The organism is Amycolatopsis sp. NPDC051758 (assembly GCF_044453095.1).
GTDB lineage: Bacteria > Actinomycetota > Actinomycetes > Mycobacteriales > Pseudonocardiaceae > Amycolatopsis.
Genome location: NZ_JBITCJ010000012.1, coordinates 187,459 through 202,742 on the forward strand (window position 1 = coordinate 187,459; position 15,284 = coordinate 202,742).

At 72.8% G+C, this 15,284-nt stretch carries 14 protein-coding genes; 3 read left to right on the forward strand and 11 right to left on the reverse strand.

Annotated elements, in window-relative coordinates; translation table 11 throughout:
* Positions 1 to 31 precede the first annotated feature (31 nt).
* From ACIA5G_RS42535 to ACIA5G_RS42545, 3 genes are all read right to left on the reverse strand, one after another.
* Positions 32 to 739, reverse strand: a complete 708-nt coding sequence (locus ACIA5G_RS42535; RefSeq protein WP_395934058.1) for an ABC transporter ATP-binding protein — start codon at positions 737 to 739, stop codon at positions 32 to 34.
* Positions 732 to 1,538 carry an ABC transporter ATP-binding protein gene (locus ACIA5G_RS42540; protein WP_395934060.1) on the reverse strand — a complete coding sequence of 269 codons (807 nt, stop codon included), beginning with the start codon at positions 1,536 to 1,538 and terminating at the stop codon, positions 732 to 734. Before ACIA5G_RS42540 ends, ACIA5G_RS42535 begins: the two co-directional genes overlap by 8 nt.
* Positions 1,539 to 1,775: 237 nt before the next feature.
* The gene (locus ACIA5G_RS42545) at positions 1,776 to 2,753 is read right to left on the reverse strand and encodes an ABC transporter substrate-binding protein (RefSeq protein ID WP_395934062.1); all 978 of its coding nucleotides are present in this window, start codon (positions 2,751 to 2,753) and stop codon (positions 1,776 to 1,778) included.
* Between the two features lie 302 nt (positions 2,754 to 3,055).
* On the opposite strand from ACIA5G_RS42545, the gene ACIA5G_RS42550 reads away from it, so the two are divergent.
* Positions 3,056 to 3,970 (forward strand): Kelch repeat-containing protein, encoded by a 915-nt coding sequence (locus ACIA5G_RS42550; RefSeq protein WP_395934064.1) that lies wholly within the window; start codon positions 3,056 to 3,058, stop codon positions 3,968 to 3,970.
* A 4-nt stretch (positions 3,971 to 3,974) separates the two neighbouring features.
* Here ACIA5G_RS42550 and ACIA5G_RS42555 read toward each other — a convergent pair whose 3' ends face one another.
* From ACIA5G_RS42555 to ACIA5G_RS42575, 5 genes are all read right to left on the reverse strand, one after another.
* Entirely contained in the window at positions 3,975 to 4,244 is a 270-nt protein-coding gene (locus ACIA5G_RS42555) for a hypothetical protein (RefSeq protein WP_395934066.1), read from the reverse strand.
* A 15-nt stretch (positions 4,245 to 4,259) separates the two neighbouring features.
* Complete coding sequence (locus tag ACIA5G_RS42560) at positions 4,260 to 4,601, reverse strand: hypothetical protein (protein WP_395934068.1); 342 nt, start codon at positions 4,599 to 4,601, stop codon at positions 4,260 to 4,262.
* A 116-nt stretch (positions 4,602 to 4,717) separates the two neighbouring features.
* Complete coding sequence (locus ACIA5G_RS42565) at positions 4,718 to 5,962, reverse strand: MFS transporter (RefSeq protein ID WP_395934070.1); 1,245 nt, start codon at positions 5,960 to 5,962, stop codon at positions 4,718 to 4,720.
* Positions 5,963 to 5,981: 19 nt separating this feature from the next.
* Entirely contained in the window at positions 5,982 to 6,962 is a 981-nt protein-coding gene (locus ACIA5G_RS42570) for a methyltransferase (protein ID WP_395934072.1), read from the reverse strand.
* Between the two features lie 256 nt (positions 6,963 to 7,218).
* A complete protein-coding gene (locus ACIA5G_RS42575) occupies positions 7,219 to 7,848 on the reverse strand; it encodes a thioesterase II family protein (RefSeq protein WP_395934074.1) in 630 nt (209 codons plus the stop codon).
* A gap of 131 nt (positions 7,849 to 7,979) precedes the next feature.
* On the opposite strand from ACIA5G_RS42575, the gene ACIA5G_RS42580 reads away from it, so the two are divergent.
* Both ACIA5G_RS42580 and ACIA5G_RS42585 read left to right on the forward strand, forming a co-directional pair.
* A complete protein-coding gene (locus ACIA5G_RS42580; RefSeq protein ID WP_395934076.1) occupies positions 7,980 to 11,060 on the forward strand; it encodes a BTAD domain-containing putative transcriptional regulator in 3,081 nt (1,026 codons plus the stop codon).
* A gap of 151 nt (positions 11,061 to 11,211) precedes the next feature.
* Positions 11,212 to 11,979 carry a GntR family transcriptional regulator gene (locus tag ACIA5G_RS42585; RefSeq protein ID WP_395934078.1) on the forward strand — a complete coding sequence of 256 codons (768 nt, stop codon included), beginning with the start codon at positions 11,212 to 11,214 and terminating at the stop codon, positions 11,977 to 11,979.
* On the opposite strand, the gene ACIA5G_RS42590 is transcribed toward ACIA5G_RS42585, so the two are convergent.
* The 3 genes from ACIA5G_RS42590 to ACIA5G_RS42600 are packed head-to-tail and all read right to left on the reverse strand — an operon-like array spanning position 11,951 to position 15,284.
* The gene (locus tag ACIA5G_RS42590; protein WP_395934080.1) at positions 11,951 to 13,273 is read right to left on the reverse strand and encodes a hypothetical protein; all 1,323 of its coding nucleotides are present in this window, start codon (positions 13,271 to 13,273) and stop codon (positions 11,951 to 11,953) included. The two genes, ACIA5G_RS42585 and ACIA5G_RS42590, sit on opposite strands and share 29 nt — an antisense overlap.
* Positions 13,270 to 13,659 (reverse strand): PTS sugar transporter subunit IIA, encoded by a 390-nt coding sequence (locus ACIA5G_RS42595; protein WP_395934082.1) that lies wholly within the window; start codon positions 13,657 to 13,659, stop codon positions 13,270 to 13,272. Before ACIA5G_RS42595 ends, ACIA5G_RS42590 begins: the two co-directional genes overlap by 4 nt.
* 11 nt (positions 13,660 to 13,670) lie before the next feature.
* Positions 13,671 to 15,284 (reverse strand): PTS system mannose/fructose/sorbose family transporter subunit IID, encoded by a 1,614-nt coding sequence (locus ACIA5G_RS42600; RefSeq protein ID WP_395934084.1) that lies wholly within the window; start codon positions 15,282 to 15,284, stop codon positions 13,671 to 13,673.

Consider the following 15,284-nt stretch of genomic DNA (forward strand, 5'->3'; position numbering starts at 1 on the left):
GACCGTTCACCTCCTGATCGGAGAAAAGGGGTCAGAAACCGAGGTAGGCGTGGCGGAGGCCGTCGTCGGCCAGCAGCTCCGGCGCGGTGTCGACCGCCACCACGCTGCCGAGCGCGAGGACGTAACCGTTGTCGGCGATGGACAGCGCGCTGTGCGCGTTCTGCTCGACGAGCACCACGGTGAGCCCGGTCGAGCTCCGCAGGTCCCGCAGGATCGCCATGATCCGGGCGGTGATCAGCGGCGCGAGCCCGAGTGACGGCTCGTCCAGCAGCAGCAGTTCGGGCCGGCTCATCAGGGCGCGGCCGATGGCCAGCATCTGCCGCTCACCACCGGACAGCGTCGACGCGGGTTTGGCCGAACGTTCTTCCAGCGGCGGGAAGAGCTCGTAAACCTCGCGTTTGGCGGCCGCGCGGTCGGCGCGGTCACGCCGCCACAGCGCGCCCAGCCGGAGGTTCTCCTCGACGGTCAGCTCGGTGATCACCCCGCCGCCTTCGGGCACGTGCGCGACCCCGCCGCGCGCGATGCGGTCCGGCGCCCGGCCGGTCAGTTCCGTGCCGTCCCAGGTGATCCGGCCCGCGCGGGCCGGCTGCAGGCCGCTGATCGTGCGCAGCAGGGTCGTCTTGCCCGCGCCGTTCGCGCCGAGCACGGCGGTGATCCCGCCGCGCTCGACCTTCAGGCCGACACCGTCGAGCGCGCGGACGGCGCCGTAGGCCACGGAAAGCTCTTCGATCTCAAGCACCGGGCGCCTCCTCGGCGGGGTCACCGAGGTAGGCCTCGGCCACGCGGGGGTCGGCCTGGATCTCGGCCGGGGTGCCGGCCGCGATCACCTCGCCGAAGTTCAGCACCACCACCCGGTCGCAGACCTGCATGACCAGGTCCATGTGGTGTTCGACGAGCACCACCGCCATGTGCCGCCGCAGCGAGAGGATCAGCGTCGAAAGCTCGACCAGCTCGGCGGCCGAGAGCCCGCTGGCGGGTTCGTCGAGCAGCAGCAGGTCCGGCTCGGCCACCAGCGCCCGGGCGAGGGCGACGCGTTTTCGCACGCCGTAAGGCAGAACGCCGGGCAGCCGGTCGGCGAGGTCGGCGATCCCGAGCTCCCCGAGCGTCGCCCGGGCACGCGCGGCCAGGTCACCCTCGTCGCGCGCCGAGCGGCCGGCGCCGACGAGAGCGGGGAGCACGCCGGCTTTCGAGTGGCGGCCCGCGCCGGCCATCACGTTCTCGAGCACGGTCAGCCCGGCGAAGAGGCCGAGGCCCTGCAGGGTGCGGACGATCCCGAGCCCGGCGAGGTGTTCGGGGCGGTGCCGCACGAGCGGTTCCCCACGCCACAGCACCCGGCCGGACTGGGGCCGGACGAAGCCGCAGACGACGTTGAACAGCGTCGTCTTGCCGGCGCCGTTGGGCCCGATGACCCCGACGACCGTGCCGGCGTCGACGCTCAGCCGGACGTCGTGCAGCGCGGTCAGCCCGCCGAAGCGCACGGTGAGGCCGTCGACCACGAGCAGGTCTTCGCCGGGCAGAGCCTCACCAAGAGGTGTCATCATCGACTCCCTGTCTCTCCCGTCCCACTATGTGGACCAGGCCGTACCGCGCGGTCGGTATGAAGAGGGTGGAGCGCGGGGCTGGTCGTGTCAAGGTGCGAACCGCCGATAACGGGATCTTCGTGACCAGTCCGAAAATTTCGCGAAGGCCTGGTGGCGCGGAAAGTCCTTACGTCACAAAACGGCGAAGGGCGGGTGCGCTCGTTCGCGCACCCGCCCTTCGCCGCCGGCTTCCGCTCAGCCCGTGCTGGCCTGCGGGACGATCATCGACGCGGCGTCGATCTTCGTCTGGACGACCCCCAGCTGCTGCAACAGGTCCGGCACCCGCTGGATGCGGCGGGCGTCCAAGGTGGACCCGAAGGCCGGCATCACCATCAGGCTCGCGATGTCCTGGTCCACTTTGGCGTTGCGGACCACGAGCGGCTCGATCCGGGCGCGGTCCACCGCGGCGCGGGTGGCGTTGAGCATCGCGCGCTGGAACGCGCGCATCGTCTTCGGGTGGTCCTGGACCCACTTGGCCGTGGCGCCGAAACCGGTGAGAGGGAAGGCTTGGGTGCTGCCGCTGGCGGCGTCGACCACCGGGTAGGCGCCGGCCACCTTGGCGGACTGGGTGAGGAACGGCTCCGGCTGGTAGGCCGCGTCGACCTTGCCCTGCGCCAGCGCGGCGCCCATCTCCGGCAGCGGCATCGGGACCCACTGCACCTTGTCGCTGCTGATCCCGTGGTCGCGCATCACGGACTGGGTCAGCACGTCCGAAGCCGCGTTCTTCGAGCTGATGGCGATCCGCTTGCCACCCAGGTCGTTCACGGTCTTCACCGGCGAGTTCGGCACGGTGACGAGCTCGTTGCTGCGCGGGCTGGCCGACGTCGCGTCGGCGATCAGCTTGACGTCCGCCGAGCCGTTGCCCTTGGCCAGGAAGAACAGGGTGTAGGTGGACAGCGCGAGGTCGTCCTGGCCGCCCGTCATCCGGTTCAGCGCCTCCTGGCCGCTGGCGCCGACGTCGGCCTGCACGGTGAGACCTTCGGCCTTGAAATAGCCGCCCTCCTGGGCCAGCCAGAACGACGCGAGGTCGACGGCGGCGAAGATCGCCACCTTGATCGACGGCTTTTCGACGGCGCCGCCGCTGTCCGATCCGCTTCGCTGGCTGCATCCGCCCAGCAGGGCGACGGCGAGAGCGAGCACGGCGAAACGTCGTGTCGTGGCGGGTTTGGGCATGCCACTCCTCGGAAAAGAATCTTTTCGACCATGGAATCCGGCTCCTCGAGCCCTGATTCGCCGGACTGTAGATGACGATTTCCGGGTCCGCAAATACGTTGCCGAGAACTGCACACCGCCCTGTTCACGCGAAAGAGTGACAGGACGGCTAACGGGTAACCCCCACACCGCACCGCGCTGACCAGGGGAAACAAACCAACGAGGACGCCGGGCATCCGGTGGGACCACCATGTCCGCTTTTTGTCTTCCGTAACAAACCCCGCCACCACGGAGACTCTGGCCGGAAACGAGGGGCGGGGACGATGAACGGATCTTGGAAGTACCGGCCGCCGATGCTGTCGCCGAGGTTCGCCCACGAGGTGGCGACGGTCGGCGACGACGTCTTCGTGCTCGGGGGCACCGACGGGAACGTCGGTTACAGCTCGGTCGAGACCCGCAAGGTGACGGGCAGCGGCGAGTGGCACTACGTCAGCCCGATGCGGGGTCCGCGGGGCAACCACGCGGCCGGCGTTGTGGGCGGATGCGTTTACGTCGCCGGCGGAATCGGCCCCGGCGACGCCGCCGTCGACGCGGTCGACCGCTACGACCCGGTGGCCGACGAGTGGCACCCGGCTCCGTCGCTCCCGGTGCCGCTCGGCGCGGCCTCGGCGGCCGGACTGGATGAGAAGCTTTATGTGGCAGGGGGTTTTGTCGGCGACGGTGATCTCGAGGAACACGCGACGGACGCCGTCCTCGTCCTCGATCCGAGGGAACCCAGGCCGCACTGGGTGCCGGTGGCGCCGATGCTCACCCCACGAGCGCGGTTCCGGTTGGTGGCCACGGAAACGCACCTGTACGCGGTCGGCGGCCTGCCGAGCCGGCAGCAGGACGCGCTCGACTCCGTCGAGCGGTATTGCCCGGACACCGGCACCTGGGAAGCTGTGACGCCGATGCACAAGCGGCGCGGCGCACCCGGAGTCGTCGTGGTGGGCGACCGGATCGTCGTGGTCGGCGGGGGTCCCGCGCCGGTCGAAGACCCGACCGCGCGGGACCGCACGGCCGAGGTCTTCGACACCGGCACGGGATACTGGACACTGCTCGCCACGCTGCTCCCCCACGGCCGCGCGTCGCTGGTCTGCGCGGCGGGGCCGAACCGGGTGCTGGCGATCGGCGGGAGCGCGAACCTCTACGGCCAGCTCGTCACGGTCCCGGACGTGCTGTCGCTCAAACTTCCGTGACGCCTCAGCAGAACCAGCCGGCCTGGATCCAGCCCCGCTGGTTCACGTGGCCCATCGCGTACCCCTCGGCCCAGTCACCGCTGGGCGAGTACCGCGACAGCTCGAAGTGGTCGCCGCGGTAGAGGGTGCCGATGATGACGCCGGCCGGCTGCGTGCGGACGTAGAGGTCCTGGGCGCAGATTTCGTGCACGGTGCCCGCCGAGGCGGCGGGGGCGAAGGTGATCGCCGCGGCGGCCGCGAGGGCCGCGGCCGCCGTGATGCGTGCGGTGGTCATGGCGCTCCTTTCCGGTCAGTTGAGGGAGAAGCAGCTGCGGAGCACGAAGCCCCACTTGCTCGTGCCGTGCCAGAAGACGTCGGCCGAGTTCTGGTCCGACGTGATGTAGCGGACGCCGATGTAGTTGCCCTGCACGAGCGTCGCGATCGGGTCGGAGTGGCCCTGGCCGGGGGTGTAGTTGCCGAAGAGCGTGGCGGTGGCGCAGGTGATGTGGGCGGCGCGGGCCGGCACCCACGGGTCGTTGATGGTGCCGCTTCCACTTTGGACGGTCGCCTCGGCGGGTGCGGCGGCGAGCCCGCCGGCCGCGACGGCCAGCAGGGCCACCGCGCAGGCGCGTTTGACATTGGAGAGCAACATTCTGGTCCTTTCCGGACGGCTTTGGTGCCGTCCGGAAAAGAACTACCGGGCAGGCCTTCCGGGCGGAAGCCCACCGGATGACCGGGCGTGCACACTTCGGGTCTCCCCGTGCACCGCTAACCCGCGGCCGCCTTGGCCGGCGTCGTGAACCGGCGCAATCCCGGGGTTCCCACACCGACCAGCACCACCGCCGCCACGCACAGCAGTCCGCCGCTGACCAGCGCGAACCCGCCCGACGTCGCCCCGGCGACGAGACCGCCGCGCATGTTGCCGACGTCCGGGCCCGCCTGGCCGACGATCTGTTCCGCCGCCGCCACCCGGCCCAGCAGCGCGTCCGGGGTGTTCAGCTGCACCAGCGCCCCGCGTGAAACCACCGACACCGTGTCCGCCGCGCCCGCGAGCACCAGGAACGCCAGCCCCAGCCACGGATCCGGCGCCAGGCCGAACCCCGTCAGCGCGGCACCCCACACGATCGAGCCGGCGAGCATCACCAGACCCGGCCGGGGCAGCCGGGTGAACGCCCCGGAGAACACCGACGCCGCCACCCCGCCGACCGCGATCGCCGAGAGGAACAGGCCCAGCGTGCGCGGGTCACCGCCGAAGCGTTCTTCGTTGACCAGCGGGAAGAGGCTGATCGGCATGGACAGCACGGTCGCGGCCAGGTCGGTGAGCAGCGCGCCGCGCACGACCGGGGTCCGCACCAGGAAGGCGAGGCCGTCGAGCACACCTCGCAGCCCGGGGCGCGACAGCTCACCGTCGGGCCGCATGACCGGGAGGCCCAGGACGCCGTAGAACGCCATGCCGAACGTGAGCGCGTCGACGAGGTAACAGCCCCCGACACCGAACCGGGCGAGCACGAGCCCGCCGAGCGCCGGGCCGAGCAGCATCGAGCCCTGGAAGGCGATCCGGTTCAGCGCGAGCCCGGCGGGCAGCTGCTCCGGCGGCAGCAACCGGGGGACGAAGGTGCGGGCGACCGGCCCGCCACCGGCGACAAAACACGACTGCGCGGCCACCAGCCCCAGCACGGCAAGCACCGGAACGTCGTCCAGAAACCCCTGCACGGCCAGCAGAACCGAGCAGACGGCCTGGCCCGTCGTGGTGACGAGGGCGAACTTCCGCCGGTCGACCCGGTCCACCAGCGACCCGGCGAACAGGCCGAACACGATGACCGGCAGCGCCTGGGCGAGCCCGACGGCGCCGGTCCACACCGTGCTCCGGGTCTGCTCCCAGACCTGGAACATCACGGCGACGAGCGTCATCTGGGCGCCGAAGCCGGAGAAGACCCGGCCCAGCCAGAGCCGCCGGAAGGCCGGTGACGTCCGGAGCGGGGTCAGGTCGACGAAGGCGCGGGTCAGGGACACCGCCGGATTGTAACAGCGCTTATACAGTTTCCCGGCGGAACTCCAGCAGGCACCGGTCGGCCGCCAGGTCGACCACGGAACCGAGGACCAGCCCGTGCGCCGCACCCAGCTCGCGGAACTCCTCGACGCGCCGCTCGCGGCCGCCGAAGATCACGAGCATGGCCAGGTCGATCTCGGAGTTCGCCCGTCGGCCACCGACCGGCTCGACGACCAGGACACGGCCGTCCGGCGCCGCGGCTTCGACGCACCGCGCCAGGATGCGGTGGGCCTGTTCGTCGTCCCAGTCGTGGAGGATGTCGCTCAGCAGGTAGGCGTCCGCGCCGGCCGGCAGCGGGTCGAAGAAGCTGCCCGCGACGGCTTCGGCCCGGTCGGCGAGCCCGTGCGCCTCGAAGGTGCGCTCGGCGCCGGCCGCGGTGGGTTCGAGGTCGACGAGCGTGCCCCGCGTCCCGGGGCAGGCGGTGAGAATCGCGGCCAGCAGCTCGCCGGTGCCCCCGCCGACGTCGACGATCGTGGGGAACCGGGCCCAGTCGTGACCGGCGACGATGCCCGGGATCTGGCTGCGGAAGCGCAGCTCCATCTGCCGGTCGAACGACGCGCGCAGCTGCGGGTGCGCGGCGAGGTCGGCCCAGAAGTCCTGCCCGTACCGGTGGGCGTAACCGCTCTCGCCGGTGGTGACGCTGTGCAGGAGCTCGACGAACGCCAGCTCGGCGCGGCCCCCGGCGGTGTCCAGGCGCAGGAGGAGGTTCGTGAAGCCGGCACCACAGAGTTCCTCGCCCTTCTCGGTGGTGCGGTAGCCGCCGGACGCCCGTTCGAGGAAACCCAGGGTCGCGAGGTGCCCCAGCAGCAGCTCGAGCGGCACCGGCGCGACGCCGAGTTCGGCCGCGAGGTCGTCAGCAGTGGCACTTCGATCGCGGAGCCGGTCCGGCAGGCCGAGCGTCACCGCCACCCGGATCGCCATCGGTGTTGCCAAGCCGGCCATCCGCAAGATTTCGTTCCCCATGACGCCGATCATCGCAGCTCCACAAGGGACAGTGTGTGACCGCGCGGGCACCAGCAGCGAAGGGAAGCACTTTGGAAGCCGGTTCGGGCAAGGTCGGTGGTAACCGAACACAAGAGGAGAGCGTCATGAGAGCCGGTGCAATCCAGGCCGTCATCGGCACGGCCCTGCTGGGGATCGTCGTTTTCGCGCCCGCCGCCGCGGCAGCGGGGGGTCCGCCGACCGACCCCTCGCCGGTCGGCGGAGTCGGGGGCGGCCCCTACATCGGCGACGTGCCCAAGCCGGTCGCGCCCGCCGTCGGCACCGCCAGGGCCGAGATCAGGTAGGCCGCACGCAGGACCGCGTCGCGCAGCAGGGCGGCGCTGTCCTGCGCCCGTGCCGGGGTGAGCACGAACCCCGCGCCGGTGTGCTCACCCCAGCCCGCCATCACGTGCGGCTCGCCGAACCCGCGGATCGGGCACGGCAGCGGCGCGGCGACGGGCAGGTGCGCGTCGCTGGCCAGCAGGCTCAGGTCGGCGCGGTCCGCCCGCTCCGGCACCGCCCGCGCGGCCCGGGCCGGCGGCGCCTGGTGCGCCACGACGAGTGCCCGCGAGACCCCCAGCCCCGCGGCCACCCGTCGTTGCGCCAGCCGGTAGGCGACCAGCGCGCCGAGCCCGGCGCCGAACAGCACGTGCGGCCGGGCGAGCACGCCGGCCAGTTCCCCCGCCAGCGACTCGACGAGCAGCCACATGTCCCGGTACGGGTGCTCCTCCCGGCGCTCACCGCGCCCCGGCAGCTCGACGACGTGCACCGCGACCCGCGGATCACGCCAGGCCCGGTAGCGACCGGCGACCTCGGCGACGTCCGGGAAGCAGACCAGCAACGTGCGGTCCGGATCAGCGGTGTCCACCGGCGGCCTCCTTTTCCTCCCGGCCCGGCGTCACCGATCCGGCCGGAAGCAGTCGGATCGGTCACCATCGGCACGTTAGGGTCGACCACAGCACTTCCGTTCCGCTTCGGTCCGCCTTCTGGGGGCAACACGTGCGCTACCGCCTGCTCGGGCCGGTGACGGTCTTCGGCGACGCGGGTGCGGTCCGGCCGGGCGGCCAGAAACAGACGTCCGTGCTGGCCGCGCTGCTGCTGAACCCGAACCGCGTGGTCACCGAAGACCGCCTGATCGACCTGACCTGGGGTGAAAACGCGCCGCCCAGCGTCCGCGGACGGCTCCAGGTGCACATCTCGGAACTGCGGAAGCTGCTCGGCCGCGACGTCATCCTCCGGCGTGCGCCCGGCTACGTGATCGAGGTCGCACCCGGTGAGCGGGACCTCGACGTGTTCGACGACGAGGTCGCGCGGGCGCGGGCGACGTCCGGGCCGGAAGCCGTCGCACACCTGCGGACGGCGCTCGCGCTGTGGGACGGCACGCCGCTCGGCGGGGTGAGCGAGGCGCTCGCCGCGCACCAGGGCCCGGCCCTGGCCGAACGCCGGCTCGTCGTGCTGGAAGAGCTGTACGAGCAGGAACTGGCGTCGGGACGGCACGGCGAGGTGGTCGGGGAGCTGCGCCAGCTCGTCGACGAACACCCGTTCCGCGAACGGCTCCGGGCCACGCTGATGCTCGCGCTGCACCGCTGCGGCCGCACCCCGGAGGCCCTCGAGACGTACGCGCGGGTGCACGCCCTCCTCGTCGACGAACTGGGCATCGAGCCCGGCCAGGCCCTGCAGGACCTGCAGCTGCGGCTCCTGCGGGGCGAAGGGGAACCGGCGCCGGTCGTGGCGCCCGTCGCGCCTCGGCCCGCCGAACTGCCGCTGGACGTCCGCGGGTTCGCCGGCCGGGCGCCGGAGCTGGCCGCGCTCGACGAGCCGGGCGACGTCTGGGTGATCACCGGCACCGCCGGCGTCGGCAAGACCGCGCTGGCCGTGCACTGGGCGCACACCGCACGGGCGCGCTACCCGGACGGCCAGCTGTACGTGAACCTGCGCGGGTTCGACGCCGACGACGAGCCGCTGACCCCCGCCGCCGCGCTCGCGCAGCTGCTGCGCACCCTCGGTGTCGACCTGCGGGACGTGCCGCCGGGCCTCGACGACCAGAGCAAGCTCTACCGCTCGCTGCTGGCCGACCGGCAGGCCCTGGTGGTGCTGGACAACGCCCGCGACGCGGCACAGGTGCTGCCGCTGCTGCCGTCGTCGGGCCGGGTGCTGGTGACCAGCCGCCACCGGCTCGACGAGCTCGTCGCCCGCACCGGCGCGCGGTCGCTCGCCCTGGCGCAGCTGCGGGAGGACGACTCGCGCGCGCTGCTGACGGCCCTGCTCGGCGAGCGAGCCACGGCCGAACCCGAAGCGGCGGACGAGCTGGCCCGGCTCTGCGGCCACCACCCGCTCGCGCTGCGGATCGCCGCGGCGAACACCGGCGGCGCCAGCATCGGCGAGCTGGTCGACGAACTGCGCGGTGACCTCCTGGCCGGGCTCGGCTTCGACGGCGCCGAGGAGAGCGCCGTCGCCAAGGCGTTTTCCCTGTCCTACCAGGCACTTCCGGCCGGGCTGCGGCAGGCGTTCCGGCTCCTCGCACTGGTGCCGGGAGCCGACTTCACGGCGGTCGCCGCGGCAGCGCTGCTGGACGTGCCGGCCGGGGAAGCGAGCCGGCGGCTGCGCGGGCTGGCCGCGGCGAACCTCCTCGAAGCGCACGCGCCCCGCCGCTACCGGTTCCACGACCTGGCCCGGCGTTATGCCGAGCAGTGCGTCCGCGCCGACGAAGACGAGCTCTCGCGTGACCGCGCGTGGGAGCGCCTGTTCACCGGCTACTGCGCGGCCGCGGACGCCGCCGTCGCGCTGCTCGGCGCGCGGATCGTGACGCTCCCGCGTGACGACGCGCCGGCCGCGCCGAGCCCGGTCGCCTTCGCCGACGCGGCCGAAGCCGTGGCGTGGCTGGACGTCGAGGTGCCGAACCTGTCGGCCGCGCTGCGGCAGGCCGCGACCCGCGGGCCGTACCCCGGCGCGTGGTACCTCGCGGACGCGTTGCGGCGGTTCTTCCACGACCACGGCCGCCGCGCGGAGTGGCTGGAGCTCGCGCCGATCGTGCTGCGCGCGGCGCAGGACCACGGCGCCCAGCCGGCCGAGGCGCTCGTGCACCTGTCCATCGGCGGCGCGTACTTCCGGGAAGGCCACCACGAGGCGGGCATCCGGCACTCGGAGAAGGCGGTGCTGGCCAGCCGCGCGTGCGGGTGGCGCGAGTGCGAGGCGACGGCGGTCGCGAACCTGGGGTCGATGCTGGAGTGGACCGGCCGGCTGTCGGAGGCCGTCGAGCACAGCCGTCGCGCGATCCAGCTGTTCCGCGAGCTGGGCAACCGGTCGGGCGAAGCGCTCGCGCTGAACTCGCTGAGCTGCCACTACCGGCAGCTGGGCCGGCTGGAGCAGGCCGAGGACTGCCTGGTCGAGGCGATCGCGCTGGCCCGCAAGGAGGATCTCGCCTTCTGGGCGGCGGCCAACCTCGCCGACCTCGGCTGGCTCCTGCTCGCGACGGGCCGCCCGGCCGAGGCGGACGAGGTCCTGGGCGAGGCCCTGGCGGCGTTCCGCGAGCTGGGGTCGAGCTTCGGCGAGGCCACGGCGCTCACCGCGATCAGCGCCCTGCAGCATTCCCGCGGAGACGCGGCTTCCGCGGTCCGGACGGCCTCATCGGCACTGGAGTGCGTCCGCCGCGACGGCGACCGCCAGGTGGAGGCGGCGGCGCTGATCGCCCTGGGCCGCGCGTCGGAGGGTGGCGATCTGGGTGTCGCCGAGCGCGTTCTGCGGGAGGCTCGTGAGCTGACGGCGGAGTCCGGGTTGCGCGGCCAGCAGGCCGAGGCGTCGGCGACGCTCGCGCGGGTCTTGGCCGCGAGCGGCCGGGTTGCCGAGGCGGGCGAGCACGCGCGTGCGGCGCTGGACGCGGCACGAGCGGGCGGGTTTCGCGTGGTGGAGGCGGACGCGCTGCTGGGACTGGCGGCGGTGGAAGCGGCGGCGGGGCGGTCGATGCTCGCCGACGGGACGGCCCGGGAGTCGCGGGCGCTGTACCGGGCGGTCGGGCACGTCACCGGGGAGGCGCTGGCGGAGGAGTTCCTGCGCGACCTCGGCGGGCGGGCGACGGGCTGAGCGGCGGCTCGGCAACGTCATGAACGACCCTTTCACCGCGTCTGACGCGGTGAACGAGTCGTTCATGGCATCCGGCCGAGCCGACCCCACCCGGTGGCCGAGCCGTTTCGCCCGCCGCGCCACCGGCCGGGCCGCACGGGATACTGACACCATGCCCCGTCCCAAGCACGTCCCCGCGAGCGATCTCCGCCTCCCGGACGCACTGGAGCCGGGGCGGCCGAAAGGCGACCAGCTCCGCGAGATCCTGGAAAGTGTCGCGACCGAGGCCGGGCCCGGGCGGCTGATGCCGTCCGAACGGTTCCTCGCCGAGCACTTCCAGGTCGCGCGCGGCACCGTGCGGCAGGAGATCAACCGGCTCGTCGCGGACGGCGTCCTCTACCGCCAGCACGGCACCGCGACCTTCACCGCGCAGCGGCAGGCCGCGCACATCGACATGCTGACCTCGTTCACCGAGGACATGAAGGCCCGCGGCGTCGTGCCCAAGACCAAGGTGCTGCACGCCGAGGTCGAGAGCGCGGGCCCCCGGATCGCCGGGCGGCTGAACGTGCCGCCGGGCGCGAAGGTCTTCCGGCTGGAGCGGCTGCGTTACGTCGAAGACGAGCCGTTCGCGGTCGAGCGCACCAACCTGTCCGTCGACCGGTTCCCCGACATCGAGCTGTTCGACTGGGAAACGCAGTCACTGCACCGCACCCTCGAGGAACGCTGGGGCGTGCACGCCGAATGGAACGACACGGCGATCTCCGCGGTCCTTCCCAACACCCACGACGCCGGCCTGCTCGGCATCGAAGCCAGCCAGCCGTGCCTGATCATCGAAGGCACCCTGCACGACCAGAGCGGCGGTGTCATCGAAGCGGGCCGCTCGCTGTACCGGGCCGACCGCTACACCGTCTTCACGCAGGCTCGGCGGAGCTCCAGCTGACGTGGTGCGCGCGGAGCAGCCGCAGGCAGTGCTCCACCAGCACCTCGGCGGCGTCCGGCCCGAACAGCGTCACGTACGACTCGTAGATCCCGTCGCGGTGCCCGTCGGCGTCCGGCAGGTAGCCGAGGTAACCGTCGGTGTAGCCGATCACGCGCGTGTGGCGGAACGGGCTGCCCCGCCGGATGCGCAGCCCCAACGACGCGAACAGCTCGAACGGCGTGTGCAGCCAGGCGATCTCCCCGAGCGACACCACGCTGACCGGCACCTCCGCGCACCCGGTGGGCCGGGCGCTGGCCGCCATCGCGGCGAGCATCGCGCACCCCTCATAGCGGGTCTGCGCGATCCGCACCGCCGGGTGGTCCTCGCCGTGGCCGGCCAGCTCGCGCTGCCACTCCCGCTCGGCCGCCTCCCGCAGCTCCAGGCTGTGCTCGATCGACGGGACGTCGCGGTAGGGCAGGTGCAACACCGACCGCGACAGCCGCACCGGGCCGGAGGCCGCCGACGACGTCGCCGCGGCGAGCGTGCGGGAGATCGACGTCGCGAGGTGGCCGCCGAGCGTGCGGACCTCGTCGTGACCACGGCCGCGCCGCACGAACCGTGAGCTCGCGTCGCCCGCCGCGCCCTGCAGGAAGGCCGCGACCGGCTGCCCGATCAGCGCGGCCAGCTCACGCCGGGTGGCGCCCGGCCAGTCCGCCGACCAGCTGAGATTCTCGGGGCCGAGCACCGTGGGATGGCTTGCGTAGTCGAACAGCAGCGCGGCCGGGGTGTCGTCTTCGCGGCGCAGTTCGAGCACGCCGAACGACGTGTCGTGCGGCCCGTCCGGCCGGTAGCGGTTGCCGCCGACGGCTTCGGTCTCCCCCGCGTGCCAGCGGGCCCGCACCCGGCCGCGCCCGGCGCGCAGCCGCAGCGCCGCACCGGTGACCTGCTCCGCCATCCGGCCGACCAGCCCGGCGTCGCGCCGTCCCGGCAGCCCCGGGTGCAGCGGGCCGGTCCAGCCCTCGGGCCCGGAATGCGTGTGTGACGCGCAGACGAGCACCCGCGCCGGGTCGATGCCCACCGCCGCGGCAACGGCGTCGGCCAGGGTGCGGGTGAGCCTGGCGTCGACGGCGAGCGCGTCCAAGGCCACCCACAGCACCCCGGGGTCGTCCTCGGTCGAGAGCCAGATCAGCGACGCCTCGAGCTCGTCGTGCGTTCCCGTCGCGACGCCGTCTCTCGCCAGGTAACCGCCGAGCGGGTGCCCGGGTCCCGGCGTGATCCGGACGTCTTGCGCGGACAGCAGCAGCGCGGCGGTCACCAGGTCGATTCCAGGACGTCGACCACACCGTCGCGGCCGGCGGCGCGCGCCACCCCGGCGAGCTCGGTGACGTCGCCGGTCGTGTGCAGCAGGACTTCCAGCAGCATCGGCAGGTTGAGCCCGGACACCAGCTCAAAACCGGGCCGGGTCGCGGCGAGCGCGCGGACGGCGTTGAACGGCGAGCCGCCGTGCAGGTCGGCGAGCACGAGCACCGCGGCGGCGGCGCCGGCCAGCTCGTGCACCCGCACGCCGAACTCCTCCGGGCTGTCGTGCGGGCTCAGCTCGCACACCTTCAGCCGCGACTGCGGGCCGAGGATCATCTCGGCCGCTTCGCCGACTCCGGACGGCAGGCTGCCGTGCCCGGCGAGGATGATCGGGACGGTCATGGTGAGCTCCCTCAACTCTTCGCCGGGGCCGGCGCGAACCAGCCGAGCCACCCCAGAACCAGCCCGGCGACAACAACGATGGTGATGACCCAGACCGGCCGCAGCCGGGCCTTCGCGGTGAGCAGGTACACCCCGGCGGTGACCAGCACCGGCAGCAGGAACGGGACCAGCTCGTCGAGCCGGTCCTGGATCGCCACGGACTGCGTCACCGGCTGCCCCTGGACGGTGGTGGTCTGCCGGTAGGTCAGCGTGGTGACGACCTTGACGATCGACGGGATGAACCCGCCGAGCACGACGAACCCGAGCACGGTCGCGCCCTGGGCGACCCGCGCGAGCGCACCCGCGGCGAGGTGCCCGGCCAGCCGCTTCCCCTCGCGGTAGGCGAACCCGAACTGCCAGCGCCGCACCAGCGCGTACGGCACGAGCACCATGACGGCGGCGAAGGCGGGGCCGAGCCAGTTGCCCTGCAGCGCCCACGACGCGGCCATGGTGAAGACGATGCTGTTGTACAGCGCGAAGACGACGGTGTCGCCGATGCCGGCCATCGGGCCCATCAGCGCGACCTTGGTGCTCGCGGCCGACTTCGGCGTGCCCGCCTCCTCCAGCGCGACGGTGGAGCCGAGGATCAGCGGGCCGCCGACCAGCACGGAGGTGTTGAAGAACTGCATGTGCCGCTGCAGGCCGGCGACGTAGTCGGCCTTCTCCGGGTAGAGCCGGCGCAGCACCGGCTCCATCGCGTACGCGAACCCGAGCGCCTGCATCCGTTCGTAGTTCCAGGAGATCTGGCTCGCCCAGAAGTAGCGGCGGTAGACGCGTTTGAGGTCCTGCTTCGTCAACCGAGGGTCCACTGTGGACTCTTCGGTCGTCTCGGGAACCGCGATGGCCGGCTCTTCGCGCTTCAGCGTCACGAACAGCATCGCGACGGCGACGCCGATCAGCGCGATCCCCAGCACCGGCAGGTGCAGGTAGGCGAACCCGACGAACCCGATCAGCAGCAGGTACCAGTACCGCCGCAGCTCCATCATGCCCAGCAGCAGCGCGAACCCGACCGCCGGCAGCAGCGACCCGGCCAGCGTCATGCCCTGCACGAACCCGGCCGGGATGCTCGCGGTGATGTCCTTGACCAGCCTGCCGGACGCGGCGAGCGCGGCGAGGAACGTCGGGATGGCGCGCACCGCGACCCACGGCACGAGACTGACCCAGTGGATCATCGCCATCCCGCGCGCGTTGCCGTCGGCGGCGTAGGAGTCGGCGCGGTGCACCAGCCCGGTGGTGACCATCTTGCCGACGGGGTCGAGCGCGGACAGCAGGATCGCCGCCGGCAGCCCGACACCGATGCCCACGGCGACCTGCGCGGACACGTCACCGGCGGCGCCCGCGGCCAGCGCGGTGCCGACGATGGCGCCGGTCTGGTAGTCCGGGATGGTCGCGCCGCCGTAGGTGTAGACACCGAGGGCCGCCAGCTCCAGCGTCGCGCCGATCAGCAGGCCGAGCAGCGGGTGCCCGGTGATCAGCCCGGCCACCGAGCCGGCGATGAGCGGGCGCTGGGCGTAGATGAGGAACGGGCCGAGCCCGTCGTAGGTGCAGTAGATCGCCCAGATGGTCAGGGCCAGCGCGACGAGCAT

Coding starts and splice junctions, on each gene's coding strand:
- ACIA5G_RS42540 (WP_395934060.1), bottom strand. CDS start 1,538: ATGACACCTCTTGGTGAGGCTCTGCCCGGCGAAGACCTGCTCGTGGTC.
- ACIA5G_RS42545 (WP_395934062.1), bottom strand. CDS start 2,753: ATGCCCAAACCCGCCACGACACGACGTTTCGCCGTGCTCGCTCTCGCC.
- ACIA5G_RS42550 (WP_395934064.1), top strand. CDS start 3,056: ATGAACGGATCTTGGAAGTACCGGCCGCCGATGCTGTCGCCGAGGTTC.
- ACIA5G_RS42555 (WP_395934066.1), bottom strand. CDS start 4,244: ATGACCACCGCACGCATCACGGCGGCCGCGGCCCTCGCGGCCGCCGCG.
- ACIA5G_RS42560 (WP_395934068.1), bottom strand. CDS start 4,601: ATGTTGCTCTCCAATGTCAAACGCGCCTGCGCGGTGGCCCTGCTGGCC.
- ACIA5G_RS42570 (WP_395934072.1), bottom strand. CDS start 6,962: ATGGGGAACGAAATCTTGCGGATGGCCGGCTTGGCAACACCGATGGCG.
- ACIA5G_RS42585 (WP_395934078.1), top strand. CDS start 11,212: ATGCCCCGTCCCAAGCACGTCCCCGCGAGCGATCTCCGCCTCCCGGAC.
- ACIA5G_RS42595 (WP_395934082.1), bottom strand. CDS start 13,659: ATGACCGTCCCGATCATCCTCGCCGGGCACGGCAGCCTGCCGTCCGGA.
- ACIA5G_RS42600 (WP_395934084.1), bottom strand. CDS start 15,284: ATGCTCGTCGCGCTGGCCCTGACCATCTGGGCGATCTACTGCACCTAC.